The organism is Streptomyces sp. A0642 (assembly GCF_004795105.1).
In the GTDB taxonomy this organism is placed as follows: Bacteria; Actinomycetota; Actinomycetes; order Streptomycetales; family Streptomycetaceae; genus Streptomyces.
Genome location: NZ_SSBL01000003.1, coordinates 275773 through 299475, shown reverse-complemented (window position 1 = coordinate 299475; position 23703 = coordinate 275773). Strand labels below are relative to the sequence as shown.

The window sequence follows — 23703 nt, the reverse complement described above, 5'->3', positions numbered from 1 at the left end:
CTCCTCAGGCATGAGCGGACACGGGGGCCGGCCGGCCGGGCAGCGCCGCGCGGCGGTGGAGCCGGGTGATCGCCGCGGCCGAGACGAGGCCGAGACCCAGGCAGCAGGCCCAGGGCAGCCAGCCGGCGCCGATGCGCCGGCCGGTGTCCATGGCCCAGCCGACGGCGGTGTTCCCGAGAGCGGCGGCGATCCCGGACAGGACGTAGAAGACACCGAAGTAGGTGCCGGTGAGGCCGGGCCTGCCGAAGTCGGGGATCAGCTCCATCACGAACGGCTGGGCGATCATCAGACCGGTCTGGAGCAGCAGAGCGCCCATGAGGACCGGCACCGCGCGCAGCGCCGCCTGGCCCAGGCCGGCGTCCGGCGGCGGGCCGGATGTCACCAGCATGGGCGGCACGAAGGCCGCGGCCATCAGGGCGAGGCCCGCTCCGATCCACTTCCCCCGGCCGCCTCGCGGCTTCAGGAAGCGGGTGATCCGCAGCTGGAGCGCCAGCCCGGCGAGCGTCCCGACGAGGAACACCGTGCCCGCCGCTCCGTCCCAGCCGGTGGCCCGGCGCGCGCCGTCGGGGAGCAGCAGATAGAGCTGGCTCTCCAGCCCGATCATGGAGACCATCGCGCAGGCGAAGGCCATGAAGGGCCGGTTCCCGACCACTTCGCGCCAGTCGGCGAGCACCCCGTTCGTGGTGGGTGCGACCCGGCCGGGCGGCAGCACCAGGGCCTGCGCGACGGTCAGCACGGCGAAGATCCCGGCCGCGGTGAGCGCGGCGGCCCGGAAGTCGACCAGAAGCAGGGCGCTGCCGAGGAGGGGGCCGATGAGCGCTCCGGTCGTCGCGAAGACGTTGAAGAGCGCGAACGCCTCGGTCTTGCGCTCCCCCGCCTCCTGGGCGAGGTGGGCGCGGACGGCCGGGTTGAACAGGGCGCCCGCCAGCCCGCTGAGCACGGAGGCGGCGAGCAGGACCACGGTCCCGTCGCCGAGGGCGAAGAGGGCGAACCCGGCCGTCCGCAGGGCGCATCCGGTGATGATCACAGGACGGGCCCCCAGCCGGTCCGAGGCCGATCCCCCCAGGACGAACAGGCCCTGCTGGCTGAGGTTGCGCACCCCGAGGACGGTTCCGACGGCCGCGGCCGACATCCCGAGGTCGTCGCTGAGGTGCACGGCCAGATAGGGGATGAGCAGGTAGAAGCCGGTGTTGACCCCGAGTTGGTTGACCAGCAGGAGGCGCACGGCCGGGGGCAGGGCGGCTATCTCGCGCCAGGTGCTCACGACGGCCCCCGCCCTTCGTGGGTACGTCCCCGAAGCGGGCCGTCGGCCGGGACGGGCGGCCGGGGCCCGTCGAACGGGGTGCGCGGGCGCACTCCCAGTCCGGGGTGGCTGCTCGCCCGCACCGTCCCGTCGGCACCGCCGATTCCCGTCCACGGGTCGTGGGCGAGCAGCAGGTGGCCGTCCAGGTCGGTCCACCGGGCGCGGTCGGCGAGGTGCACGGCCGGGGCGATGCCGAGCGAACTGGCGGTGAGGCAGCCGAGCATGAGGCTGGTGCCGCTGCCGTCGATCAGGCGGGCGATGCGCAGGGCGGCGGCCACGCCTCCGCACTTGGCGAGTTTGACGTTGATGCCGTGGACACGGCCGGCGAGCCGGCGGGCGTCCTCGATGCCGACCGCGTCCTCGTCCGCGATCACGGGCAGGGGCGAGCGGGCGGCGAGCCGGGCCAGTGCCTCGGGGTCCCCCGGGGCGACGGGCTGTTCGACGGCCTCGACGCCGAGTTCGGCGAAGCGCCCGAGCAGGGAGGGCGCCGCCGTGCTGCTCCAGCCGCCGTTGGGGTCGAGGAGCAGGCGCACGTGCGGGGCCGTGGCGCGCACGGCACGGACGCGTGCCACGTCGTCCTCCGGGTCGGGCGAGCCGGCCTTGATCTTGAGGACCGTGAACCCTTCCCCCGCCAGCCGGGCGGCGAGGGTCGCGGCGTGGCCGGGCGAGGTGATCCCGATGGTCCTGGCGGTCGCGGCGACGGGCGCGGCGGCGGTGCCGAGAAGGCGGTGCACCGGGGCGCCCGCGCGCTTGCCGACGAGGTCGAGCAGCGCCGATTCGACGGCGGCCATGACGGCCGGGGGTGTCCCGGGCGCGACCGGACCGCCGGGGTCTCCGGCCGCCTGACGGGACACGGCGGCCAGGGCCGACTCCGGGTCGGCGAAGCGCGCGAGCGTACGGGCGGACCGGTCCAGCCAGTGCATGAGGGTCGCGGTGTCGAGGCCGTAGTACACGCTGGTCACGGTCTCGCCGTGGCCGTGCAGTCCCCGGTGCTCGATGGACAGCCGGACGGCGTCGCGCGCCGTCGTGGTGGAACGGGAGATCCGCAGCGGCTCGGCCAGTCGCAGCCGCACGGTACGGCGGCGCAGGTTCATCGGCCCTCCCCCGGTTCGTACGGCAGCCGGACGGTGGGCGGGCGGGCGTACGGCGGCGCGTCCCCGGAGGGGGCACCGGGCGCGGCCGGGCCGGCCGGCGGGCGGGAGACCGGCAGCCGCGCGGGCCGGCGCTCCTCGCGCCGCCCGGCGACCGCGCGGCAGCGGGTCCAGCCGGTCGCCTCCGCGGCGTGCGGGTGGCGGATCTCCACCGGACGGGTGGCCGCGGCCTCCGGGCCCAGCCCGTGCAGAGCGTGGAATCCGTCGTCGAAGACGCTGCCGAGATAGCGGTGCGGCCCGTCGGGGAAGACGGTCGCGACGACCGCGCCCGGGTGGACACGGGCCGCCCAGGCCGCGACGAGTGCGACGGCGCCGGTGCTCCAGCCGCCGCTGACGAAGTTGTCCCTGGCCAGCCTCCGGCAGCTGTCCGCGGCCTCCGCCGGTCCGACCCAGTGGATCTCGTCGAACTGGTCGTGGGCCACGTTCCCCGGATGGATGCTGCTGCCCAGCCCCCGCATCAGGCGGGGGCGGGCCGGCTGCCCGAAGATCGTCGAGCCGGTGGCGTCGACGCCGATCAGTCGCAGTCCGGGCCAGCACCTCCGCAGCGGACCGACGACTCCGGCGCTGTGCCCGCCCGTTCCGACGCTGCACACCAGGATGTCCACGTGGTCGAGGCGTTCGGCGATCTCTGCGGCGAGCGAGGCGTAACCGGCTGTGTTGTCGGGGTTGTTGTACTGGTCGGGCCAGTAGGCGTCCGGCAGTTCGGTGAGGAGTTCCCGGAGCCTGGCCAGCCGGGCGGCCTGCCAGCCGCCCTCGGGGGCCGGGCGGCCAACGAGTTCGAGCCGGGCGCCGTGGGCGTTCAGGAGAGCGCGCATGGACGGTTCGAGTTCGGTGTCGCCGACCAGCACGACCGGATGGCCGAGCGCCTGGCCCGCGAAGGCCAGACCGATGCCGAGGGTGCCGGAGGTGGACTCCACCACCGGTGCGCCCGGGCGCAGTTCGCCGCGCTGCTCGGCGCCCGTCAGCATGGACACGGCGGCGCGCGCCTTCATGCCGCCCACGGCGAAGCCTTCGAGTTTGGCCCAGAATCCGGGGTGCGGGCACGGCAGGCCGGCGGTGATGCGGGCGAGCGGCGTACGGCCGACGAGCCCGAGGAGCTCCCGGTTGCCGGCGGGGCGCAGAAGTGCGGTGGTCACCGGGCGCCTCCGTGGGAGTGGACGGTTCCGGGGCCGCCGTAGTGGTGCACGGTTCCGGAGCCGCCGTCGAGCCAGAAGAACGGGTACGGCTCCGCGGACACGGCCGTGACTCCGGCGCCGATGAGGCGGGGCAGCACCGCGCTGCCGGTCTGGGCGAACGCCACCAGGGGTGTGCCGTTGCGCAGAGCGCGCTCCCTCAGCGGTTCGAAGGTCCCGTTGCCGAGGGTCATCCCGGACACCAGGACCGCGTCCCAGTGCTCCGGTCCGGTGGGCACGTCGGTCCGGACCGGCTCGCCCCACTCCGTCGTGCCGCCCTTGAGGTCGCACGGTACGTAGGCGAGCCCGCGCTCGCGCAGGGCCTCCAGCAGCGAATTGACGACGCCGACGACGAGCACGGTGCGGCCCGGCGGGAGGTCGAGCAGGCCGACGACCGCACGCGCCCGCGCCCGGGACTTCTCGAGCGAGCTCCCGGCCGGCAGCAGCCGGGGCCGGGCGCCGGCAGCGGGACCGTGGGGCAGCACGTCCATCAGATACGTGTCGAGCGCGGCGACGCGCACCGGGCGCAGCCGGTGGGCGAGCAGCGTGGCGACGTCCGCGCCCACGCAGTCGTCGACGGCCTCGGCGGGCAGTTCCCCCGGCTCGACGGCGCAGGAGCCGACGGCCGCGCCGAGGCGCAGGCTCAGCACCTCGTTGCGATATCCGGTCCCCCGCCCCGGGTGCCGTACGGACTGGCGGGTGGTGAACGCCATGGCGATGCGGCGTGTGCAGGGATCGGGCCCGAAGCGGCCGGCCAGGACGCCGGTGACGAGGTCCTCGTACGAGGCCGCGGCGGGCAGGGTGCCGGCGGGCGCGGTCATCGGTTCACCACCCGGGGGCGCAACCGGGCGAGGTGCGCCTCGACGCCGGCCCGGGCGCCCGGCCCCTCGGCGTCGCCGGCCATGACGTGGCCCAGGTAGGCGTTGTTGCTGTCCGCCTCGGCGGCCCGGGTGCCGGGTGTCGCGACGCTGAGTTCCAGGACGTCCGGCGCCGCGCCCACCTCGTCGAGGCCGTCGACGCCTTCCAGCACTCCCACGGCGCCGGGCAGCAGGAACCCGATGGCCGCGCTGTGCAGTCCGGTGGGGCGTGGCCGCAGGTCGGGCTCGCGCCCGAGCGCCACGTTCACGCAGGCGGCAGCGAGGTCGATGCCGGTCACATGGCGGACCAGTTCGGTGATGCGGTTGCCGGCCGGGCGCGGGTTGACCTCCACCACGCGCGGACCGTCCGGCGTCAGCTTGATCTCGGTGTGCGCCACGACGGCGTCCAGGCCGAGCGCCTCGACGGCCGGCACGGCGGTCTCCCGCGCCGCGCGGTCGTCCTCCTCGGTGAGGGCCGCCGGGAACATGTGGCCGGTCTCCACGAAGGCCGGGGCCGCTCCGGTGCTCTTGTCCGTCACCCCGACCACCTCCGTGCGCCCGGCGAACGTGACGGTCTCCACGCTGACTTCGGGTCCGTGGAGGAACTCTTCGAGCAGCACGACCGGCGCGCGGCTCTGGCCGCGCGCGTTGACGGAGAAGTCCATGAGCGCGCGGTGGGCCTCGGCGAGGCCCGCCTCGTCGTCGACGCGTCGCACGAACATGCCGGCACACAGGTCCACGGGCTTGAGGACGAGGGGAAAACCGATCTCCCCGGCGGCCCGCACGGCCTCCGCGTGGTCACCGCAGACGGCGAACCGCGGTCCGGGGACGCCCGCTTCGGCGAGGACCCGCCGCGTCGCGTCCTTGCGACAGGCGTTCTCCACGGCGGTGGGCGTGGGCCCCGGCAGGTTCAGCCCGGCGGCGAGAGCGGCGGCCACCGGGAGGTAGTAGTCGCAGGACGTGATCACGCCGTCGAACCGCAGGGACGCGTGGGCCCGCTCCGCGAACGGCAGCAGCCGTTCCGTGTCGTTGGTGTCCGCCGTGAGGATGTGGCGGGCCGAGAGCAGCGGGTGGGCGACGCCCTCGGGTGCGGCGCGCAGGTAGTGGTGCAGGTCGCGGGTGAGGAAGGTGAACTCGTGGCCGCCCTCCCGGATCGCCCGTGGCAGAAGTCTGCTCATCGATCCGACCCAGCTTTCGACCATCAGCAGATGTGCCACGACTACCCCTCTTCGCCAAGCAGTTCAGGACCCGGGCAGGCGGCGGCACCCGTCCGGGGGCTCACGCCTGACTCGCCACACGCTATCGACAATCATTTTCATTGTCATCTAGCGAGCCGAAATCTTCAGGACTCTGCCCGGACCTGAGAGCATTTGTTGAGGAAAGTTCCTGATCGCAGGCGCCACCCGACACCCGGACGCGCCTGCCGTGTTGGCCCGGAAGCCGCACCCTGCCGCGCTGCACCGGTGCGGTTCACGGCGGCGGAGCGGTCCCCGCGGTTGCGGCCCGGCAGGGGGCGGTGTTGATTCGAAGGAGGGGTCCGGGCGGCCGACCGCTTCACTCACCCGGGGGTGAGTCCCGTGCTGTTCACCGACCGCGCCGACGCGGGGCAACGCTTGGCCGAGGCCCTCCGTCCGATGGCGAAGGACGACCCCGTCGTGCTGGGTCTGCCGCGTGGCGGCGTGCCCGTGGCGTTCCACGTCGCCCGGGAACTCGGCGCCGCGCTCGATGTGATCGTGGTGCGCAAGCTCGGCGTCCCCTACCACCCCGAGCTGGCCTTCGGCGCCCTGGGCGAGGGCGGCGTACGGGTCATCAACGACGACGTCGTACGCCGCGGCGGGGTGTCCGCCACGGACATCGCCTCGGTCGAGCGCGCCGAGGAGGCCGAACTGCGGCGGCGGGCACAGGCGTTCCGGGGCGGCCGGCCCCGTATCCCGCTGGCGGGACGCACGGTGATCGTCGTCGACGACGGGATCGCGACCGGTGCGACCGCCTTGGCGGCCTGCGAGGTGGCCCGGGCCCAGGGCGCGGCCCGGGTGGTCCTCGCCGTCCCGGTGGGACCGCCGGACGCGGCCGCACGGCTGGGCGGACAGGTCGACGAACTGGTGTGCCTGTCGACGCCGTACGGATTCTCCGCGGTGGGCGAGTGGTACCGGGACTTCGGCCAGACCCCGGACGAGGAGGTCGTCGCCTTGCTGGTCCGGGCCACGGCAGCGTCCCGGACCGCCCCCGCTGCCGCCGTCGAGGTGAGGGTGGAGGCGGGCGGCGTGACCTTGCCGGGCGAGCTCACCGAGGCCGGGGACGGCGGTGCGCTCGTCGTGTTCGCGCACGGGTCCGGCAGCAGCCGGCACAGCCCCCGCAACCGTTCGGTGGCGACCGCCCTCAACCGGGCGGGACTCGGCACCCTTCTCTTCGACCTGCTCACCCCCGCCGAGGAGGCCGACCGCGCCAACGTCTTCGACATCGAGACCCTGGCGGGCCGGCTGGTGGATGCCGCCGCCTGGGTGCAGCGCCGCACCCCCGTCCCCGTGGGCGTGTTCGGCGCAAGCACCGGAGCCGCGGCGGCGCTTCGGGCGGCCGCGGCCGTCGGCACGGAGCGCGGCTCGGGAATCGGCGCGGTCGTCTCGCGGGGCGGCCGTCCGGACCTCGCGGGCGACTGCCTCGGTGACGTACGGGCACCGACGCTGCTGATCGTGGGCGGCGACGACACCCAGGTCCTGGAGCTGAACCGGCAGGCACAGGCCCACCTGCGGTGCGAGAACCGGCTCGACGTCGTAGCCGGCGCCACGCACCTCTTCGAGGAGCCGGGTGCGCTGGACGAGGTCGCCGGGCTGGCCCAGGAGTGGTTCCTCCGCCATCTGGGCGCACGGTCCGTCTGACTCTCCGCCGTACTGCGCCGCGGGCGCCCCCGTGAGCCCGCGCGGGCCGGCCGGGGCACCGCCCGCCGGCCGGGAGCAGCCCGCCGGCGCCGGGCGGTGGAGGCTCAACGGTGCATGGAGGCGCCCTTGAGGATCTTGTCCACGGCGTTGCGGGGCCCGTGCACGGCCATTCCGACCAGGTCCATCGCGTCCCGCCGCACCGCGCGGACGGCGGCCCGGTTGTCCCGGTCGTTGCCCGTCGCGAAGAGGTCGGAGGTGAACACCGACAGGGTCACGCCCCGGCCGACCGCCCGGGTGTGCGCCGTGGTCATCAGTTCCTTCGGGCCTTCGAAGACCATCACCGGCTGGCGGAACATCGGCAGATACGGGGTGTCGTCGGCGTCGGCGTAGGGCTCGCCGATCAGCTCCGGCACGGCCGTGCCGAGTCCGCTGACCAGGAAGGCCGTCACATTGAGCCGCTGCCAGGTCTCCAGGTCGTCCCGGAGCAGCACGGCGATCTTGGTGTCGAAGCGGGCGGGGGCGGGTTCGTCTGTCATGGAACCGAGCCTGCCGGGGCATGCGCCGCCCCGTCTTGTACGAACTTTGCCTCTCGGCCTCCGGGACCCGTGCGGACGGGCCGGGCGTACGATCCCCGCATGGCTGCACGTCCGGACGTCACCGCGTGGCGTCCGTCGGTGGCGGGTATCGAAGAGGTCTTCCACGCCCGCTTCACCGACCACACCTACCCGATGCACACGCACGACGCCTGGACGCTGCTCCTCGTGGACGAGGGAATGGTCCGCTACGACCTGGACCGTCACGAGCACGGAGTGGTCACCGACGTGGTGACCCTGCTGCCGCCGCACGTCCCGCACAACGGCGGCGCCGCCACCGCCGCGGGGTTCCGCAAGCGCGTCCTGTACCTCGATGTCGCCCAGGTCGACGAGGAACTCGTCGGCATGGCCGTCGACCGGCCGGTCCTGCGCGATCCGGCCCTGCGCCGCCGGATCCACCGCCTGCACACGGCGCTCGCCGCTCCGGGCGACGAACTGGAGGCGGCCAGCCGTCTCGCCCTGGTCGCCGAACGCCTCGACCGGCATCTGCGCAGCCGCCCGGAGCCCGTGCGGTACGTCCACGACCGCCGGATCGCGCACCGGCTGCGGGACCTGCTCGACGAGCTGTTCGTGGAGGGGGTCACCCTCCAGGACGCGGCACTGCGACTGCACGCCCACCACGCACATCTGGTGCGGGCGTTCAGCCGGGAGTTCGGCATCGCACCGCACCAGTACGTGACGGGCCGCCGTGTCGATCTCGCCCGCCGGCTGCTGCTCGGGGGGATGCCGGCGTCCGAGGTGGCGAGCGCCGTCGGCTTCTACGACCAGTCCCATCTGACGCGCCACTTCAAGCGTGTCGTGGGCACCGGCCCGGGCCACTATGCCCGCGCCCGTGGCGCGTCCGCGCCGTCGGCTGCCTGACCTGCCTCCCGCGTGGACGTACGAGAGCACACCGACCGGTCCGGGGCCCGAGGAGAGGGCCGCGGGCGGGAAGCTCTGCGGGAGGGCGGGCGGCGGGACGGCCCGTCAGGACCGGCGGCGCTCCAGACAGCCCCGGACGAAAGCCGCCTGTCCGGCGTGCTGGAGGTCGTCCGACAGGACGCTGATCAGCCGCACGCCCAGGGTCACGGGCGGCGACCATGCCTCGTCGACGACGCGGTCGAGGGCCTTGGCGTCGAGCCCCTGCACGAACGCCGCCGACCGGGCGTGCACGGCGTCGTAGTAGCCGAGCAGCAGCTCCGCCGAGCCGACCTGGACGGCCCCGGCCTGCCTGCTGCTGTGGCCGTACCCGGTGGCGCCCTTGGCGACGGGCAGATCGAAACGCGACGCCCAGTCCTCGGTGAACCAGACCTGCTCGGTCCCCGACGCGTCGGCGATGTGGTCGTCCTGGACGCGGGTCAGGTGCCAGACCAGCCAGGCGATCGAATTCGCCCCGTCGTCGAGGCGGGCGTTGAGGTCGTCCGGTTCGAGGCCCTCGACGGCCGCGTGCACCGTCTCCTTGATACGGGCGTATCCCTCGGTCAGGATCTCTGCGACGTTCATTCCCTCACCTTGGCCGCTTCCCCGCCCGCCTCCCGCCATCGACACGCCCCGCCCGGAGCGGCCGTCACGGCACGAGACCGCCGGCCTCCCCCGGCTGCTGGGCACCCCTGCCCACTCCGGCCGCCCGTGCGGCACCGTGCAGGGAGCGCAGGGCCAGCAGCAGGAAGCCGATGTCGTCGAGGTAGACGGGGTCCGGCAGCAGGTCGACGGGCGAGATCGTGTAGATCACGGCGGCCCAGAACAGCGCCTTGTCGCGCAGCGGGATTCCCGCGGCCGCCAGGAGTTTCCTGGCCCGCAGAACCCGCACCAGGAGGACTCCGGCGACGCCCACGGTGAGCAGCACGAGAGCCGCGCCGATGACGATCCAAGCCGTGGTGTCCATGTCTCACGTGTACCCGACGGCAGGAGAAATACCGCTCGGAAGCGGAGTCCGCCGCTGTGATGATGCCCTCGTCGCTAGCCGGGCTGCTGGGCGCTCCTGCGCGAGCGGCGCTTCAGCTTTCGCCGCTCGTCCTCCGCCAGACCGCCCCAGACGCCCGCGTCCTGATTGTTCTCCAGGGCCCACTGGAGGCACTCCCGCCGCACCGGGCACGCCCGGCAGACCGCCTTGGCGTCCTCCGTCTGCACCAGCGCGGGGCCGGTGCTGCCGATGGGGAAGAACAGATCGGGGTCCTCGTCGCGGCAGGCCGCCCGCATGCGCCAGTTCTCCATGGTGTCTCACTCTCCTGACGGTCGTATTCGTCCGTTCGGCTCCGTACGCTGCGGGTGACCGCCTTCGGGCTTCCGAAACCCCCTGCGGCGCACGAGCCGCATCCGGTGGAGCTGCGGGGGTGGTGACTCCGGGGCGACCATGGGAGACAGCGGACCTGCGTCCGGGCGCGGTGACTGCATGGGAAGGATCATCTGTGGGCGGCACTGGTGACATGCGGACCGGCTCGGGCGATGCCCGCCGCGAGGGCGTGCGCCGTTCCCCCGAGGGGGGTCTGCTCGACGTCCTGGGGGTGGGTGCCATGGTGCTCGACACCCAGGGCCGCATCGTGCTGTGGAGTCCCCAGGCGGAGCAGTTGCTGGGTTACGCCCCCGAGGAGGCGCTGGGCCGCTTCGCCGCCCGGGTGCTCGTGGACGAGGAACACTTCGAGCTGGTGCTGAGGCTGTTCGCCGAGGTGATGGGCAGCGGCGAGGCCTGGGCGGGCGCCTTTCCGGTGCGGCACAAGGACGGCACCTCACGGCTGCTGGAGTTCCGCAACATGAGGCTCCAGGACGACCGCGGCGACTACTACGCACTGGGTCTGGCCACGGACGGGGCGACGCTGCGTGAGGTCGAGCGGGATCTCGCGCTGTCCGTGCGGCTGGTCGACCAGTCGCCGATCGGCCTGGCGGTCCTGGACGGCGATCTGCGCTACCTGGCCGCGAATCCCGCGCTGGAGCGGATGGACGGGATCGACGCGGACGGCCACCTGGGCCGCCGGGTCGAAGAGATCCTGCCGTTCCTGGATTCCGCTCCCCTCCAGGCGGCGATGTACGAGGTCCTCAGCAGCGGTGTGCCGCAGGTCTCGCACGAGGTGCTGGGCCGCACCCCGGCCGATCCGGACACCGACCGCGCCTGGAGGGTGTCCCTGTACCGGCTGGACGACTCCGGCGGCAGGGTGCTGGGGATCGCCGTGCTGCTGATCGAGGTCACCGACCGCTACCGGGCGGCCGCCGAGGCGGAGCGTGCCAGGCACCGCCTGGCGCTGATCGCCGACGCCTCGGTGCGGATCGGCACCACGCTGGACCTGGAGCAGACGGCCAGAGAGCTGGCCGAGGTCACCGTGCCCGAGCTCGCCGACGTCGCCGCGGTCGATGTCCTGGACAGCGTTCTGAAGGGGCGCCCCGGCCGGACCGAGGGGCCGCTCCTCATCCAGGCCCTGGCCGTCGTCGCCGCCCGGCCGAACCCCGTGGTCGAGGCGGCGGATCCGCCGGGTCACGCCGCCCAGTACGGTGCCGACCGGCTGATCACCCGCTGTGTGCGGACCGCCCAGCCGGTGCGGGAGCCGTACCTCGACGCGGAGATACTCTCCCGCATAGCCCGGGACAGCCGTTCGGCCGCGCTGCTCGCGGAGGCGGGTGCGCACTCCTATCTGGCCGTGCCGCTGATCGCGCGCGGCGAGGTCCTGGGGGCGATCGACCTCATCCGGACGGACAACCCGCTGCCGTTCACCGAGGACGACGAGGTGATGGCGTGCGAGCTGGCCGCCCGCGCGGCGGTCAGTATCGACAACGCCCGGCTGTACCGGCAGCAGAGGGAGACCGCGCTCACCCTCCAGCGCAGCATGCTGCCGCGCAACCACCACGATCCGGTGGGGCTGGAGGTGGCGTCCCGCTACCAGCCGGCCGCTTCCCGTTACGAGGTCGGCGGGGACTGGTTCGACGTCATCCGGCTGCGGCACGGGCGGACCGCGCTGGTGGTGGGGGATGTGATGGGCAGCGGCATCAACGCGGCCATGACGATGGGGCGGCTGCGGACGGCCACCCAGACCCTGTCGAGGCTGGGCCTTCAGCCCGCCGAGGTGCTGGGGCACCTCGACGAGATCACCGCCGACCTGGACCCGCCCTTCGCCACCTGCGTGTACGCCGTGTACGACCCGGCAGCCGGGCAGTGCCGGCTGAGCACCGCCGGCCATCTCCCCCCGGTGCTGATCCCGCGGGACGGTGCGCCCCGCCTGCTGGATCTGCCGCCCGGAGCGCCGCTCGGGGTGGGCGGCGTGTCGTTCAGCGACGTCACCGTTCCCTTCGGCCCCGGCGACCGGCTCGTGCTGTACACGGACGGCCTGGTGGAGACGCGGGACGACGACATCGACAGCCGGCTGGAGGCCCTGCTCTCGCTGTTGCGCGAGCCGGACGCGTCGCTGGAGGAGTCGTGCGACCGGCTGCTGCGCGAACTGCGGGACCTCCAGGACCACGACGACGTGGCCCTGCTCGTGGCGCGGGTGACCGCATGACGCCGGGGCGGTCCCGGTGGTCAGTGCCCGCACCTGCGGTGCCGGTGGCAGCGGCACGACGACGTGACGGACCGGCGGGTGCCCGCGGCCAGGAAGCCCAGCCCGATGCCGAACATCCAGGTGTCCTTGGCCAGCGGGACGCCGTTCTGGCTGGGACGCAGACTGCCGTCTTCGCGCATCCCGGGCACCCGCAGATACAGGCCGATCAGCCCTCCGGAGAACCCGGTGAGCGCGAGCCCGGCGAGCCTGGTCGGGACGAAGGGGATCAGCAGGCTGCTGCCGACCGCGATCTCGGACCAGGCCAGCAGCCGGGTGAAACGGGCGGGCTCGAGCTTCTCGAGGAACGGATAGGCCGTGCAGGCCATGCCGTGCAGGCCCTGCTGGGTCGCTTCGTCCGCCTTGAGCTTGCTCAGGCCGGAGTTGAGGATGAACGCGCCGGTGGCGATGCGCGGCGGGAAGTCGCGCGGTTCGGGCAGCGGCAGCATGGGCGCCTCCATGGTTCAGGTCGTAGGCCCCTCGTCGAGCATAGCCAGCGGGCTGCCCGCACGCGCGCAGAGAGCGGGCAGCCCGGCTGGGGCTCACAGCCGTTCCGCAACGCGTGGAAGCGCCCCGGCGGGCCGGGAGTTCCGGGCCGCCGGGGCGTTTGCCGAGGGGATGGACCGCGCTGCGGCCCGCCTACTTCAGGTACGGGCCCGGCGCCCCGATCCTCCCCGAGCCGTTCAGCACGTAGACGCGCAGGTTGCCCTTGCCCGGGGCGGCGACCGCGAGCTTTCCGTCGGTGACGACCTGCGTGTCGCCGGTGACGGCGTCCTTGTACGTGCCGTTGGGGATGCCGGTGTACGAGGCTGCGCCCGTGACGGTGACGAGGGCGAAGCTGTCCGTCGTACCGCTGGTGTAGCGGCGCTTGTAGGCCATCTGGCCGGTGATGCCCTCGGTGGAGTACTGGCCCATCTGCAGGGCGGCCACGGCCCGGCGGATCTCGTTGAGCCGCTGGACGTGCTTGACCAGCGGTCCGGCCAGCGTGTCGGCGACCGCACCGGTCGCGGAATCCACCTTGGAGAACTCGGAGGACGTCACGTTCCCCGCGAGGTGGTCGCCGTAGTAGGCCCGTCCGGTCGTGGCCAGCGGGCAGGTCGGGCCGCAGTCGATCTTCTTGCCGGCCTGGAACTGGATCTCCGAGCCGTAGTAGAGGGTGGGGATGCCTCGGAAGGTCCACATCAGGGACATGTTCTCGGCCCAGGCGTCGGTGCCGCCCGTGTAGCGCTCGCTGCTCTTGTTGGGGCCGTAGTCGTGGCTGTCGACGTAGACGACGTTGTACGTGGCGTCGTTCGTCGAGTCGTCCGAGTCCTTGCCGTTGTTGTAGGCGTTCGGCGCATCACCGAAGTTCATGTGCATGCGCATGTCGATGATGTTCATGCCGGAGAACCGGCTGTGATCGGGTGCGTGGTACGTGTTGCCGTTCAGGAACGCGTTGTCCGACGTCGGCTGCGCCCCGGTGCCGAGCCGTTCCTCGTAGTCGTACATCTCCAGCGCGGCCTTGGCGTCGTCGGGGTCGTACTCCTTGCGTTCCTTCCACGTGAAGAACTGTGCGGAGTGGTTGACCGATCCGCGGTTCCACTTGTCGTTGACGAACGCGCCCACCTCGCCGAAGACCAGGAAGTTCTTCGCCGCCTCGGCGCCGAACCGCTGGGTGACCCGTTCCTGGATCGCGGGCAGGAAACGGCGGTTCCAGGTGGTGCGGGGGACGTGGACGGCGGTGTCGACGCGGAATCCGTCCACGCCCATGTCGATGTACTTGTCGTACGCGCCGATCAGGTAGTTCTGGACCGGCGCGGACTCGGTGTTGAAGTCGGCCAGGTCGTCGTGCAGCCAGCACGAGCGGGAGTCCTCGCCCTCCCAGTTCCCCAGCCAGCAGTTGTGGTAGTACGCCTTCGGGAACATCCCCGAGGTCGGGTTGGGCCACTGGCAGTTGTAGATCTTGTAGCCCTCCGGCGAGGTGGCTCCGGTGGGCTTGCCCCAGTTGAGACAGGTGTTGCCCGCGGGCTCGGCGGTGGACCAGAGGTCGCCGTTGTAATAGGACTTGCCGCTCTTGGGGTCGACGGTGAGCCCGTCGTACTCGAGGCCTTCGTTCTTCTCGTCGTAGTACCAGCTCCACTGGCTGTCCCGGACGCCGTAGACGGTCGGGGTGAACAGGCCCTTGGCGCCCCAGCGCGAGGAGTGGTTGTAGACGACGTCCTGGTAGATCTTGATGCCCTTGGCGTGGGCCGCGTTGATCAGGTCCTGGTACGAGGCTCCGGCGGACTCCAGGCGGGGGTCGACCTTGTAGAAATCGTAGCCGTGATAACCGTGGTAGTCGTAGTCGGACCGGTTCAGGACGACCGGCGTGATCCAGACGGCCGAGAAACCGAGCCCCTTGATGTAGTCGAGCTTGTTGACGAGTCCCTTGAAGTCGCCCCGGAACATGGGGTCGTTGTTGGCGGCGTTGCCCGACTTCACGTCCTGGCTGCCGCCCCGGTTGTTGCTCGCGTCCCCGTCGTTGAAGCGGGCGGTGAGGACGAAGTAGATCGGGTCCTTGCGCGGGTCGGTGCCCAGGGGCTTGCCCTGGGCGGCCGTCGGCGGTCTGACCCCCGTGGTCGCCTTCGCGGCGGTGGAGGGCGCGGAGGTGTTGCCTGCGGCGTCGAGGGCCCTGACGGTGTACGTGTAAGCGGTGTTCTCCTCCAGGTTCGACTCGGAGAGCACCGTCGAGCTCACGTCGGTGACGACACCGCCCCTGGAGCCTCCGGTCCGGGTGACCTGGTACCTGGTCACCCCCCTGTCGTCGGAGGAGGGCTCCCAGGTGAGGACGACCGCCACTCCGTCGGCCTTGGCCGTCACGGCGGTGGGTGCGGTCGGCGCCGTGGTGTCGGGCGGCTCGGCGACGCATGGGTCCTTGGCGTCCTTGACGACCGTGCGGTCCTTCACGGTGCTGACGCCGGCGGGGATCGTGTAGTTGCCGCCGTTGTTGTTGTCCCACACGCCGTTGCCGTTGTTGAACACGGCCTGCATCGAGGTGGCGACGCCGAGGGCGACCGTCTTCTTCACCCAGCCGGTACAGGCGGGCTCCATGCCGACTCCGGGCACCGGGGTCCAGGAACCGCCCGCGGGCTGGTAGTGCAGGTTGGTGGTGGTCCAGCCGACGCCGGCCGTCGAGTAGTACACGGAGGCGGTGTTCGACCCGCCGGTGGGACTGGGATCCGGGTCGGGTCCGGTCCCCGCGCACGGGTCGCTGTGGGCCACGATCCCGTCCTTGACGGTGATGTTCCCGCTGCCCAGGTCGTAGTTGCTGCCGGCGTTGTTGTCCCAGAGCCCCGAGCCGTTGTTGAAGGTCGCCTGCATCCCCTGCGCGGTCCCGAGCGGCACGGTCTTCTTGACCCAGTCGGTGCAGGCCTTCTCCATCGCCACACCGGGTACGGAGGTCCAGGAACCGCCGTCCGGCGCGTAATGCAGGTAGTGGGCGGTCCAGTTCTTCGTCTTCGTGTAGTAGAAGACGGTCGTGGAGGTCTCGGAGACGGCGACGGGTTTCGCATCGAGGACGGGGGTCCCCGGCAGCGCGGTGAACAGGCCGAGGACCGCGGCCGCGGCGGTGGCGGCCGCCAGAGGGCGTCTCAGCAGCCTGTGAGGGGTGCGATTCATGGGTGGTCTCCAGGGAAGGGCGACGGCGAAGCCGTGGCGTCCAGGGCGCAGGAGTCGGGGACCTGCGCCATCCCGCCGGAAACCCTGACGCGCCTCAAGGTCCTGACGATGGGGGTGCGTTCCGTCTGTAAACACAGCCGGAATGTTGCTGCAATGTCTTGCGCTCAGGAAGTTACCCGGGCATGACAATGACGTAAAGAGCCCCGGCACCGACCGGTACGCCTTTCTCGAACGGACCGGCATGTTCCGCTCCTGCGGGCGGGCGTCCCGGCCGGTCCCGCCACACCTCAGAGCCGTACGGTCAACTGGGCCTGCACGTGGGCGCGCAGCACCCCCGCCATGTCCGTCGCGCAGCCGCTGAGGAGCCACTGCGTCTGGAGTCCGTCCATGAGCGCGATCAGCTGCTGTGCCGCCGCGTCGGGGGCGATCCCGTCCCGCAGGGCACCCGCGTCCCGGGCCTCGGCGTAGGAGACGGCGGTGGTCATGACCGAGTCGCGGTACCTCCGGACGAAGTAGGCGTGCGCCGGGTGGTCGGCGGAGGTCGCCTCGGCGGCGAGTACGGAGAACAGCTCGACTATCCCCCGCCGTTCGGCGTTCAACGCGGCCAGCCCGATCAGCCGGCGCAGCCGGTCCACGCCCGTGGGATCACCGACGGAGAGCCACGCGCCGTCCACCTCGTCGCGGTGTTCGAGGACCGCGAGCAACAGGGAGCCCTTCGTGGGGAAGTGGTGCAGCAGCCCCGGGTGCGAGATGCCGCAACGGGTCGCGATCTCCCGCAACGAGGCGCCCCGGTAGCCGGCCTCGCCGAACAGGGCCATGGCCTGGTCGAGGATCTCCACGCGCCTGGCGCGGCCCTTCGCATAGCCACGGCGCAGGTCACCCGTCACTCGCCACACTCCCCGGTCATGTCGGACGGCATCCCGCGTACGGTCGCACACTCACATACTTACCACGCGGTCGGGATTGAGCGTACGGTGATGTCCAGCGGCCGAGCCGGGCCGTGCCCCGCCGTCCCAGCATCCTGGCGTCCGCCCGATGAGAACGTCACTGACGTTGTGAAAGGAACTCCCGTGGGCTCCTGCCTGCCCTACCTCGACCCCGAACTGTCCGTCCCCGAGCGCGTCGCCGACCTGGTCGGCCGGATGACGCTGCCGGAGAAGGTCGGCCAGATGCTCCAGCTGAACGCGAAGGACGGGGTCCGGCACCTCATCGAGGACCTGCACGCGGGATCGATCCTCCACGCCTCCCCCGACCGTGTTCTGGAGGCCGCCGCGCTCACCGCGCGGACCCGGCTCGGGATCCCTCTGCTCGTGGCGGAGGACTGCATCCACGGCCACTCGTTCTGGGAGGGCGCCACGATCTACCCCACCCAGCTGGGGATGGCGGCGACCTGGGACCCGGATCTCGTGGAGCGGATCGCCCGGGCGACGGCCGTCGAGGTTTCCGCGACCGGGGTGCACTGGACGTTCTCCCCGGTCCTGTGCATCACCCGGGACCTGCGCTGGGGCCGCGTCAGCGAGACGTTCGGGGAGGACCCCTTCCTCATCGGCGAGCTCGCCTCGGCGATGGTGCGCGGCTACCAGGGCGACGGGCTGGACGATCCGACGGCGATCCTCGCGTGCGCCAAGCACTTCGCCGGGTACTCCGAGACCCAGGGCGGCCGGGACGCCAGCGAGGCCGACATCTCCCGGCGCAAGCTGCGCTCGTGGTTCCTGCCGCCGTTCGAGCGCGTCGCCCGCGAGGGCTGCCGGACGTTCATGCTCGGCTACCAGTCCATGGACGGGGTACCGATCACGGTCAACAACTGGCTGCTGAACGAGGTGCTGCGGGGCGAGTGGGGCTACACCGGCACACTGGTGACCGACTGGGACAACGTCGGCCGCATGGTGTGGGAGCAGCACGTGTACGCCGACGACACGCAGGCGGCCGCCGCCGCGGTCCGGGCGGGCAACGACATGGTGATGACGACGCCGGCGTTCTTCGACGGTGCGCAGGAGGCGGTCGCCTCGGGCGCCCTGGACGAGGCGGAGATCGACTCGGCGGTCCGGCGCATCCTCACGCTCAAGTTCGAACTGGGTCTGTTCGAGAATCCGCGCCATCCCGACCGCGAGCGCCAGGCCGCTGTCATCGGCGGCGCCGACCACACCGCCCTGAACCTCGAAGCGGCCCGCCGCTCGCTGGTGCTGCTGGCGAACGACGGCACGCTGCCGCTGGCCGGCGGGTTCGAAGCCGGTTCCGGCGGCCGCGCGGTCGCGGCCTCCGGAACCCCGCCGCGCACGGTCGCCGTGATCGGCCCGAACGCCGACGACGCGCAGACGCAGCTCGGCGACTGGGCGGGCTCGTCCGGTCAGGCGGACTGGCTGCCGGACGGGCACCCCCGCGCCATGATCCGTACGGTGCTGGACGGCTTCCGTGAGCACGTGCCGGAGGGCTGGACCGTCACGCACGCCCGGGGCGCCGACATCCTGACCGTGGGCCCGGACCCCGAGGGCGCCTTCTTCCCCGACGGGCAGCCCCGGCCGGAGATCGTCGTCCCGGCGGAGCCCTCCCCGGACATGATCGCCGAGGCGGTCGCCGCGGCGGAGGCGGCCGACTACGTCGTCGCCGTCGTGGGTGACCGGATCGAACTGGTCGGCGAGGGCCGCTCGACGGCGACCCTGGAGCTGGTCGGCGGCCAGGTCGCACTGCTCGACGCCCTCGCGTCGACGGGCAAGCCGCTCGTCGTGGTCGTCATCAGCTCCAAGCCGCTCGTGCTGCCGCCGTCCGCCCACCGGGCGGCAGCGCTCGTGCACGCCTTCAACCCCGGCATGTGCGGTGGCCGGGCCGTCGCCGAACTCGCGCTCGGTCTCATCGAGCCGTCCGGGCGGCTGCCCGTCTCCTTCGCCCGTCACGCGGGTCAGCAGCCGACGTACTACAACCAGGTGCGCGGCCAGCACGGCACGCGCTACGCCGACCTGACGCAGCGTCCGGCCTTCGTCTTCGGCCAGGGCCTCAGCTACACGACGGTCGCCTACACCGGCCTGGAGGTGCTCACCGACGTCCTCGGGGCGAGTGACACGCTGCGGGCGCGGATCACCGTCCGCAACACCGGTGAGCGTCCCGTGCGGGAGACGGTCCAGGTGTACGTCAGTGACACGGTGACCTCCGTGACCTGGGCGGAGAAGGAACTCAAGGCCTACCGCCAGGTGCTGCTGGCCCCGGGTGAGTCGCGTGAGGTCTCCATCGAGCTGCCGGTCGCCGACTGCAGCCTCGTGGACGCCGAGGGCAGGCGGATCGTCGAGCCGGGTTCCTTCGAGCTGCTCGTCGGGCCGTCCTCCTGCGACGACGTCCTCCTGCGGGCGGGGTTCACGGTCAAGGAGTAAGGGCTGCCGTACCCACGGGTCCGGGCTCCCTGGGGCGCCAGGCCGGCGCGGCGGCAACGCCCCCGGTCCCTGCCCCTTCGTCCGAACCGACGTGGCCGAACGGGGGCCGGGCAGCGGCCCGGCGGCATGTCGCGGGGCCGCTCAGCGGCATGCCGCCTACTGTCACCGGCACGGAACCTGGGAACGGGTGACGTTGCGGTATCGGCGCTGGACGGGCCGCCCCGGCGGCCGCCCTCCCCCTCGATGACGACGTCCCCGCTCATGACGGAGTACGGGGAGTGGCATGCCGGACGTACAGCAGCGTCGACCGCCGGGCGTGGCCGCCTACGTATGCGGACGACGCACCAAATGGCTGATCGTGGCGTTGTGGCTGATCGTGTTCGTCGTCGCGGCACCCCTCGCCCAGAAGCTCACCGATGCCCAGGACAACGACGCCACGTCCTGGCTGCCGAGCAGCGCGGAGTCCACCCAGGTCCTGGAGAGCTCGAAGGACTTCAGACCCGAGATCATCACCGCCATCGTGGTGTACGCCCGTGACGACGGGCTGACCGCGGCGGACCGCTCCCGGATCGTCGGGGACGCCGGACAGTTGCGCGCGCTCGACGCGCACGGCGTGCGGGGCGCCGAGACCCGGGGTCCCGTCTACGACAGGAAGGCCGCGCCCCGGGCCGCGCAGGTCTTCGTGCCCATCACGATGGGGGAAGAGGGCTGGGAACAGATCGGCCCCGCGGTGGACGACATCAGGGAGGTCGTGGGCAAGAGCGGCGGCGGCCTCGCCGTGCACGTCACCGGCCCCGGCGGTGTCACGGCCGACTCCGCCGAGGCCTTCTCCGGCATCGATTCCACCCTGCTGCTCGCGGCACTCGCGGTGGTGGTCGTGATGTTGCTGATCACCTACCGCAGCCCCACCCTGCTGTTGCTGCCCGTGATCGCGGTCGTGGCGGCGCTCTTCAGCGCCCAGGCGGTGATCTATCTGCTCGCCGCGCACGCGGGCCTGACCGTGAACGGCCAGAGCGCGGGCATCCTCACGGTGCTGGTGTTCGGCGCGGGGACGGACTACGCCCTGCTGCTCGTGGCCCGCTACCGGGAAGAGCTCCGCCGGCACGAGGACCGGCACGAGGCGATGGCCCGGGCACTCCACCGTGCCGGCCCCGCGGTGCTGGCGAGCAGCGGCACGGTGGTGCTCGGCATGCTGGTGCTGCTGGTCGCGGAGATGAACTCGACCCGGGGGCTCGGGCCCGTCGCCGCGATCGGGGTGGCCGTCGCCCTGATCTCCATGCTCACCCTGCTGCCCGCCCTGCTGGTGATCTTCGGCCGGTGGGTCTTCTGGCCCGTGGTCCCGCACTTCGGCTCCGCCGAGCCGACCGAGCGTGGATTCTGGGCACGGATGGGGCAGCGGCAGGCCCGCAGGCCGCGCACGATCTGGATCGTCACCGCGGTGGTGCTGGCCGGCCTCTCCCTGGGGCTGACGCAACTGGAGGCCTCCGGCCTCAGCAACGCCGACTCGTTCACCGGCAAGCCGGATTCGATCACCGGCCAGGAGGTCCAGGACCGGTATTTCCCCGGGGGCAGCGGCGATCCCCTGGTGATCGTCGCGGCGGCGGACCGCGGCCCGGCGGTACGGGCCGCGGTGGCCACGACCCGGGGGGTGGTGCCCGGTTCGGTCGGTACGCCGCCCGGGGCCCGGCCGGAGGCGAACGGGCAGGTCATCCTCGAGGCGACGATGACCGATCCGGGGGACAGCGACGAGGCCCAGGAGACGGTGGAGCGGGTCCGCGACGCGGTGCACGCGGTGCCGGGAGCGGATGCCCAGGTGGGCGGCAGCACCGCGGCCCTGCTCGACATGGACGCCGCGACGAGGCACGACAACCTGCTGATCATCCCGCTGGTGCTCCTGGTGGTGCTGATCATCCTGGGACTGCTGCTGCGAGCGGTGGTGGCACCCGTGGTGCTGGTGGCGACGGTGGTGCTGTCCTTCGCCGCCGCACTCGGCATCAGCGCGCTGGCGTTCCGTCACGTCTTCGACTACGCGGGCGAGTCGACGGACTTCCCGCTCTTCGTCTTCGTGTTCCTGGTGGCCCTCGGCATCGACTACAACATCTTCCTCTCGACGAGGATCCGCGAGGAGGCGGCGCTCCAGGGCACCCGGGCCGGTGTGGTCGCCGGTCTCGCGGCCACCGGCGCGGTGATCACGTCGGCCGGCCTGGTGCTCGCCGGCACGTTCGCGGCACTCGGCACCCTGCCGGTCGTGGTCTTCGCGGAGATCGGGTTCGCGGTGGCCCTGGGCGTCCTGCTGGACACCTTCGTCGTGCGTTCGGTACTGGTCACCTCGCTGTTCCTCGACATCGGACCGCGGGTGTGGTGGCCGAGCCGGCCGGCCCGCGAAGAGGGTGGGGCCGTGAAGGACGCCGGGGCGGCGCCGCGAACGTAGCGGGGTCACCGCTCCGGACGGCGGCCTTCGCGGGCGTCACTGCCCGGCGGCCGCTCGGCCGGATCCGGCTGCGACGCGGCGGCCCCGGCCGTCTCCGCCGCCGGCTCCCCGTCCGGCGTCCCCGCCCCGGGCATCGCACCGTCACCGCGCAGTCGCTCCAGGTCCGAGGGGCGCACCTGGATGACGATCAGGGCGATCAGGGCGGCGACGACCGCGAAGGCCGCGGCGGCGATGAAGGCCTGGGAGACTCCGGACGCCAGGACCTGGTCGCCCCACTGCCCCGGGAGTTCTCCGGTTCTGCGGAACTCCGCCAGCTGGGCCGGTGTGGCATCCGCGAGGAACTTCGGGACCTGGTCGGTCGCCTCGTTGCGGCTCGCCGTACCGAAGACGGTGACGAGGATGGACAGGCCGAGCGATCCGCCCACCTGCTGCGTCGTGTTGAGGATGCCGGATGCCGCACCGGCCTCCTTCGGCTGCACCCCGGACACGGCCATCAGCGTCAGCGAGACGAACTGCAGTCCCATGCCCAGGCCGAACACCAGGATCGGGCCGAGCAGACTGCCCAGGTACGAACTGTGGACATCGGTCTGCGTCAGCCAGCCCAGGCCCACGGCGGCCAGGACGGCGCCCGTCACCATGAACGGCTTCGGGCCCCATTTGGGCAGCAGCTGGGAGGCGATGCCGGCGCCGATCGCGATGATGGCGCTGACCGGAAGGAAGGCGAGGCCGGCCTTCAACGGGCTGAAGTTCAGGATGTTCTGGACGAACAGCGTCAGGAAGAAGAACATCCCGAACATCGCCGCGGCCAGGCTCAGCATCATTCCGTACGTGCCGGCCCGGTTGCGGTCGCGGAACATCCACAGAGGGGTGATCGGCTGCCGGGACCGGCTCTCGACCGCGACGAAGAGGGCGAGCAGCACCACGGCCGCGGCGAAGGCGGCCAGGGTGAGGACGTCGCTCCAGCCCTCTTCGGACGCGCGGATGAAGCCGTAGACGAGGCACACCATGCCGGCCGTCGCCGTGAGCGCGCCGATGAGGTCGAAGTGGCCGGGATGGCGTTCGGACTCCCGGATGTAGCGGGGCGTGGCCAGTACGATCAGCAGACCGATGGGGATGTTGACGAAGAAGATCCACCGCCAGTCGAGCCACTCCACCAGCACGCCGCCCGCCAGCAGACCGATGGCGCTGCCGCCCGCCGACACGGCCGCGAACACCCCGAACGCCCTGTTGCGTGCGGGTCCTTCGCGGAACGTCGTGGTGATGAGCGACAGGGCGGTCGGCGAGGCGATCGCACCGCCGACCCCTTGGAGGGAACGGGCGGCGAGCAGTTGCCAGGACTCCTGGGAAAGCCCGCCTAGCAGGGAGGCGAAGACGAAGAGGCCGACGCCGAACATGAAGACGCGGCGCCGGCCGAGGATGTCTCCCAGCCGTCCGCCCAGCAGGAGCAGTCCGCCGAAGGTCAGGGTGTAGGCGTTGATCACCCACGACAGGTTCTCGGTGGAGAAGCCCAGCGAGGACTGGATGTGCGGGAGGGCGATGTTCACGATGGTGATGTCGAGGACCACCATCAACTGGCACGAGCAGATGACGAGTAGGGCGATCCCGCTGCCTCGTCCCGTCTTCGGGAATTCGGCAGCCTGGTGAGGTGTCGCGTGGGAACTCGTCATGGGTTTACTCGTACTCGCTCGCGCCCGGGCCGTTCGGAGGACCCGAGCCGTCGGTGCACGCAGTCCGTCAGTGCACGCAGTCGTTCACTCCACCGACGTTAGCGCCGCCCGCCGGGGGCCGCCAATCGGGCGACACGGCCTCGGCGTCCCGGCCCC

18 protein-coding genes are annotated in these 23703 nt (G+C 72.2%); 5 read left to right on the top strand and 13 right to left on the bottom strand.

Features of this window, described 5'->3' with window-relative positions; translation table 11 throughout:
* Window positions 1-4: 4 nt before the first annotated feature.
* Genes E6R60_RS08410 through E6R60_RS08390 form a run of 5 tightly spaced genes read right to left on the bottom strand, consistent with a single transcriptional unit; the run spans window position 5 to window position 5700 of the window.
* Entirely contained in the window at window positions 5-1264 is a 1260-nt protein-coding gene (locus E6R60_RS08410; protein WP_136325801.1) for an MFS transporter, read from the bottom strand.
* Complete coding sequence (locus E6R60_RS08405; protein ID WP_136325800.1) at window positions 1261-2397, bottom strand: dipeptide epimerase; 1137 nt, start codon at window positions 2395-2397, stop codon at window positions 1261-1263. The genes E6R60_RS08410 and E6R60_RS08405 overlap by 4 nt, the downstream gene beginning before the upstream one ends.
* Window positions 2394-3590 carry a cysteine synthase family protein gene (locus E6R60_RS08400; RefSeq protein ID WP_136325799.1) on the bottom strand — a complete coding sequence of 399 codons (1197 nt, stop codon included), beginning with the start codon at window positions 3588-3590 and terminating at the stop codon, window positions 2394-2396. The genes E6R60_RS08405 and E6R60_RS08400 overlap by 4 nt, the downstream gene beginning before the upstream one ends.
* The gene (locus E6R60_RS08395; protein ID WP_136325798.1) at window positions 3587-4447 is read right to left on the bottom strand and encodes a hypothetical protein; all 861 of its coding nucleotides are present in this window, start codon (window positions 4445-4447) and stop codon (window positions 3587-3589) included. Before E6R60_RS08395 ends, E6R60_RS08400 begins: the two co-directional genes overlap by 4 nt.
* Window positions 4444-5700: an ATP-grasp domain-containing protein gene (locus E6R60_RS08390; RefSeq protein ID WP_136325797.1), complete on the bottom strand. Its 1257-nt coding sequence runs from the start codon at window positions 5698-5700 to the stop codon at window positions 4444-4446. The genes E6R60_RS08395 and E6R60_RS08390 overlap by 4 nt, the downstream gene beginning before the upstream one ends.
* A gap of 360 nt (window positions 5701-6060) precedes the next feature.
* Between E6R60_RS08390 and E6R60_RS08385 the strand changes: the two genes are divergently transcribed.
* Window positions 6061-7359 carry a phosphoribosyltransferase gene (locus E6R60_RS08385; RefSeq protein WP_136325796.1) on the top strand — a complete coding sequence of 433 codons (1299 nt, stop codon included), beginning with the start codon at window positions 6061-6063 and terminating at the stop codon, window positions 7357-7359.
* 104 nt (window positions 7360-7463) lie between these two features.
* On the opposite strand, the gene E6R60_RS08380 is transcribed toward E6R60_RS08385, so the two are convergent.
* Window positions 7464-7895 (bottom strand): DUF2000 domain-containing protein, encoded by a 432-nt coding sequence (locus E6R60_RS08380; RefSeq protein WP_136325795.1) that lies wholly within the window; start codon window positions 7893-7895, stop codon window positions 7464-7466.
* Window positions 7896-7994: 99 nt separating this feature from the next.
* Between E6R60_RS08380 and E6R60_RS08375 the strand changes: the two genes are divergently transcribed.
* Window positions 7995-8813, top strand: coding sequence for an AraC family transcriptional regulator (locus tag E6R60_RS08375; RefSeq protein ID WP_136325794.1), 819 nt, complete (start codon window positions 7995-7997; stop codon window positions 8811-8813).
* A gap of 105 nt (window positions 8814-8918) precedes the next feature.
* On the opposite strand, the gene E6R60_RS08370 is transcribed toward E6R60_RS08375, so the two are convergent.
* The 3 genes from E6R60_RS08370 to E6R60_RS08360 all read right to left on the bottom strand — a co-directional run bounded on the left by E6R60_RS08370 (window position 8919) and on the right by E6R60_RS08360 (window position 10145).
* Window positions 8919-9434: a DUF664 domain-containing protein gene (locus E6R60_RS08370; protein WP_136325793.1), complete on the bottom strand. Its 516-nt coding sequence runs from the start codon at window positions 9432-9434 to the stop codon at window positions 8919-8921.
* 64 nt (window positions 9435-9498) lie between these two features.
* Window positions 9499-9816 (bottom strand): DUF1232 domain-containing protein, encoded by a 318-nt coding sequence (locus E6R60_RS08365; RefSeq protein WP_136325792.1) that lies wholly within the window; start codon window positions 9814-9816, stop codon window positions 9499-9501.
* A 74-nt stretch (window positions 9817-9890) separates the two neighbouring features.
* Window positions 9891-10145 carry a WhiB family transcriptional regulator gene (locus E6R60_RS08360; RefSeq protein ID WP_136325791.1) on the bottom strand — a complete coding sequence of 85 codons (255 nt, stop codon included), beginning with the start codon at window positions 10143-10145 and terminating at the stop codon, window positions 9891-9893.
* Between the two features lie 212 nt (window positions 10146-10357).
* Here E6R60_RS08360 and E6R60_RS08355 point away from each other — a divergent pair, with 212 nt between their 5' ends.
* Complete coding sequence (locus E6R60_RS08355; RefSeq protein WP_136326021.1) at window positions 10358-12415, top strand: SpoIIE family protein phosphatase; 2058 nt, start codon at window positions 10358-10360, stop codon at window positions 12413-12415.
* Between the two features lie 20 nt (window positions 12416-12435).
* Here E6R60_RS08355 and E6R60_RS08350 read toward each other — a convergent pair whose 3' ends face one another.
* The 3 genes from E6R60_RS08350 to E6R60_RS08340 form a co-directional block, all read right to left on the bottom strand.
* Complete coding sequence (locus E6R60_RS08350) at window positions 12436-12900, bottom strand: DoxX family membrane protein (RefSeq protein ID WP_136326020.1); 465 nt, start codon at window positions 12898-12900, stop codon at window positions 12436-12438.
* A gap of 190 nt (window positions 12901-13090) precedes the next feature.
* Complete coding sequence (locus E6R60_RS08345; protein WP_136325790.1) at window positions 13091-16087, bottom strand: carbohydrate binding domain-containing protein; 2997 nt, start codon at window positions 16085-16087, stop codon at window positions 13091-13093.
* Between the two features lie 287 nt (window positions 16088-16374).
* Complete coding sequence (locus tag E6R60_RS08340) at window positions 16375-16974, bottom strand: TetR/AcrR family transcriptional regulator (RefSeq protein WP_136325789.1); 600 nt, start codon at window positions 16972-16974, stop codon at window positions 16375-16377.
* A 183-nt stretch (window positions 16975-17157) separates the two neighbouring features.
* On the opposite strand from E6R60_RS08340, the gene E6R60_RS08335 reads away from it, so the two are divergent.
* Together E6R60_RS08335 and E6R60_RS08330 are read left to right on the top strand one after the other, a co-directional pair.
* Window positions 17158-19449, top strand: coding sequence for a glycoside hydrolase family 3 N-terminal domain-containing protein (locus E6R60_RS08335; protein ID WP_136325788.1), 2292 nt, complete (start codon window positions 17158-17160; stop codon window positions 19447-19449).
* 283 nt (window positions 19450-19732) lie between these two features.
* The gene (locus E6R60_RS08330; protein ID WP_136325787.1) at window positions 19733-21880 is read left to right on the top strand and encodes an MMPL family transporter; all 2148 of its coding nucleotides are present in this window, start codon (window positions 19733-19735) and stop codon (window positions 21878-21880) included.
* A 5-nt stretch (window positions 21881-21885) separates the two neighbouring features.
* Here E6R60_RS08330 and E6R60_RS08325 read toward each other — a convergent pair whose 3' ends face one another.
* On the bottom strand, window positions 21886-23547 hold the full coding sequence (locus E6R60_RS08325) for an MFS transporter (protein WP_136325786.1): 1662 nt from the start codon (window positions 23545-23547) through the stop codon (window positions 21886-21888).
* Between the last annotated feature and the right edge of the window lie 156 nt (window positions 23548-23703).

Bases quoted from the DNA above. Each gene is read 5' to 3' on its own strand.
- E6R60_RS08405 (WP_136325800.1), bottom strand. From the start codon at position 2,397: ATGAACCTGCGCCGCCGTACCGTGCGGCTGCGACTGGCCGAGCCGCTG.
- E6R60_RS08395 (WP_136325798.1), bottom strand. From the start codon at position 4,447: ATGACCGCGCCCGCCGGCACCCTGCCCGCCGCGGCCTCGTACGAGGAC.
- E6R60_RS08380 (WP_136325795.1), bottom strand. From the start codon at position 7,895: ATGACAGACGAACCCGCCCCCGCCCGCTTCGACACCAAGATCGCCGTG.
- E6R60_RS08375 (WP_136325794.1), top strand. From the start codon at position 7,995: ATGGCTGCACGTCCGGACGTCACCGCGTGGCGTCCGTCGGTGGCGGGT.
- E6R60_RS08370 (WP_136325793.1), bottom strand. From the start codon at position 9,434: ATGAACGTCGCAGAGATCCTGACCGAGGGATACGCCCGTATCAAGGAG.
- E6R60_RS08365 (WP_136325792.1), bottom strand. From the start codon at position 9,816: ATGGACACCACGGCTTGGATCGTCATCGGCGCGGCTCTCGTGCTGCTC.
- E6R60_RS08360 (WP_136325791.1), bottom strand. From the start codon at position 10,145: ATGGAGAACTGGCGCATGCGGGCGGCCTGCCGCGACGAGGACCCCGAT.
- E6R60_RS08355 (WP_136326021.1), top strand. From the start codon at position 10,358: ATGCGGACCGGCTCGGGCGATGCCCGCCGCGAGGGCGTGCGCCGTTCC.
- E6R60_RS08350 (WP_136326020.1), bottom strand. From the start codon at position 12,900: ATGCTGCCGCTGCCCGAACCGCGCGACTTCCCGCCGCGCATCGCCACC.
- E6R60_RS08345 (WP_136325790.1), bottom strand. From the start codon at position 16,087: ATGAATCGCACCCCTCACAGGCTGCTGAGACGCCCTCTGGCGGCCGCC.
- E6R60_RS08330 (WP_136325787.1), top strand. From the start codon at position 19,733: ATGCCGGACGTACAGCAGCGTCGACCGCCGGGCGTGGCCGCCTACGTA.
- E6R60_RS08325 (WP_136325786.1), bottom strand. From the start codon at position 23,547: ATGACGAGTTCCCACGCGACACCTCACCAGGCTGCCGAATTCCCGAAG.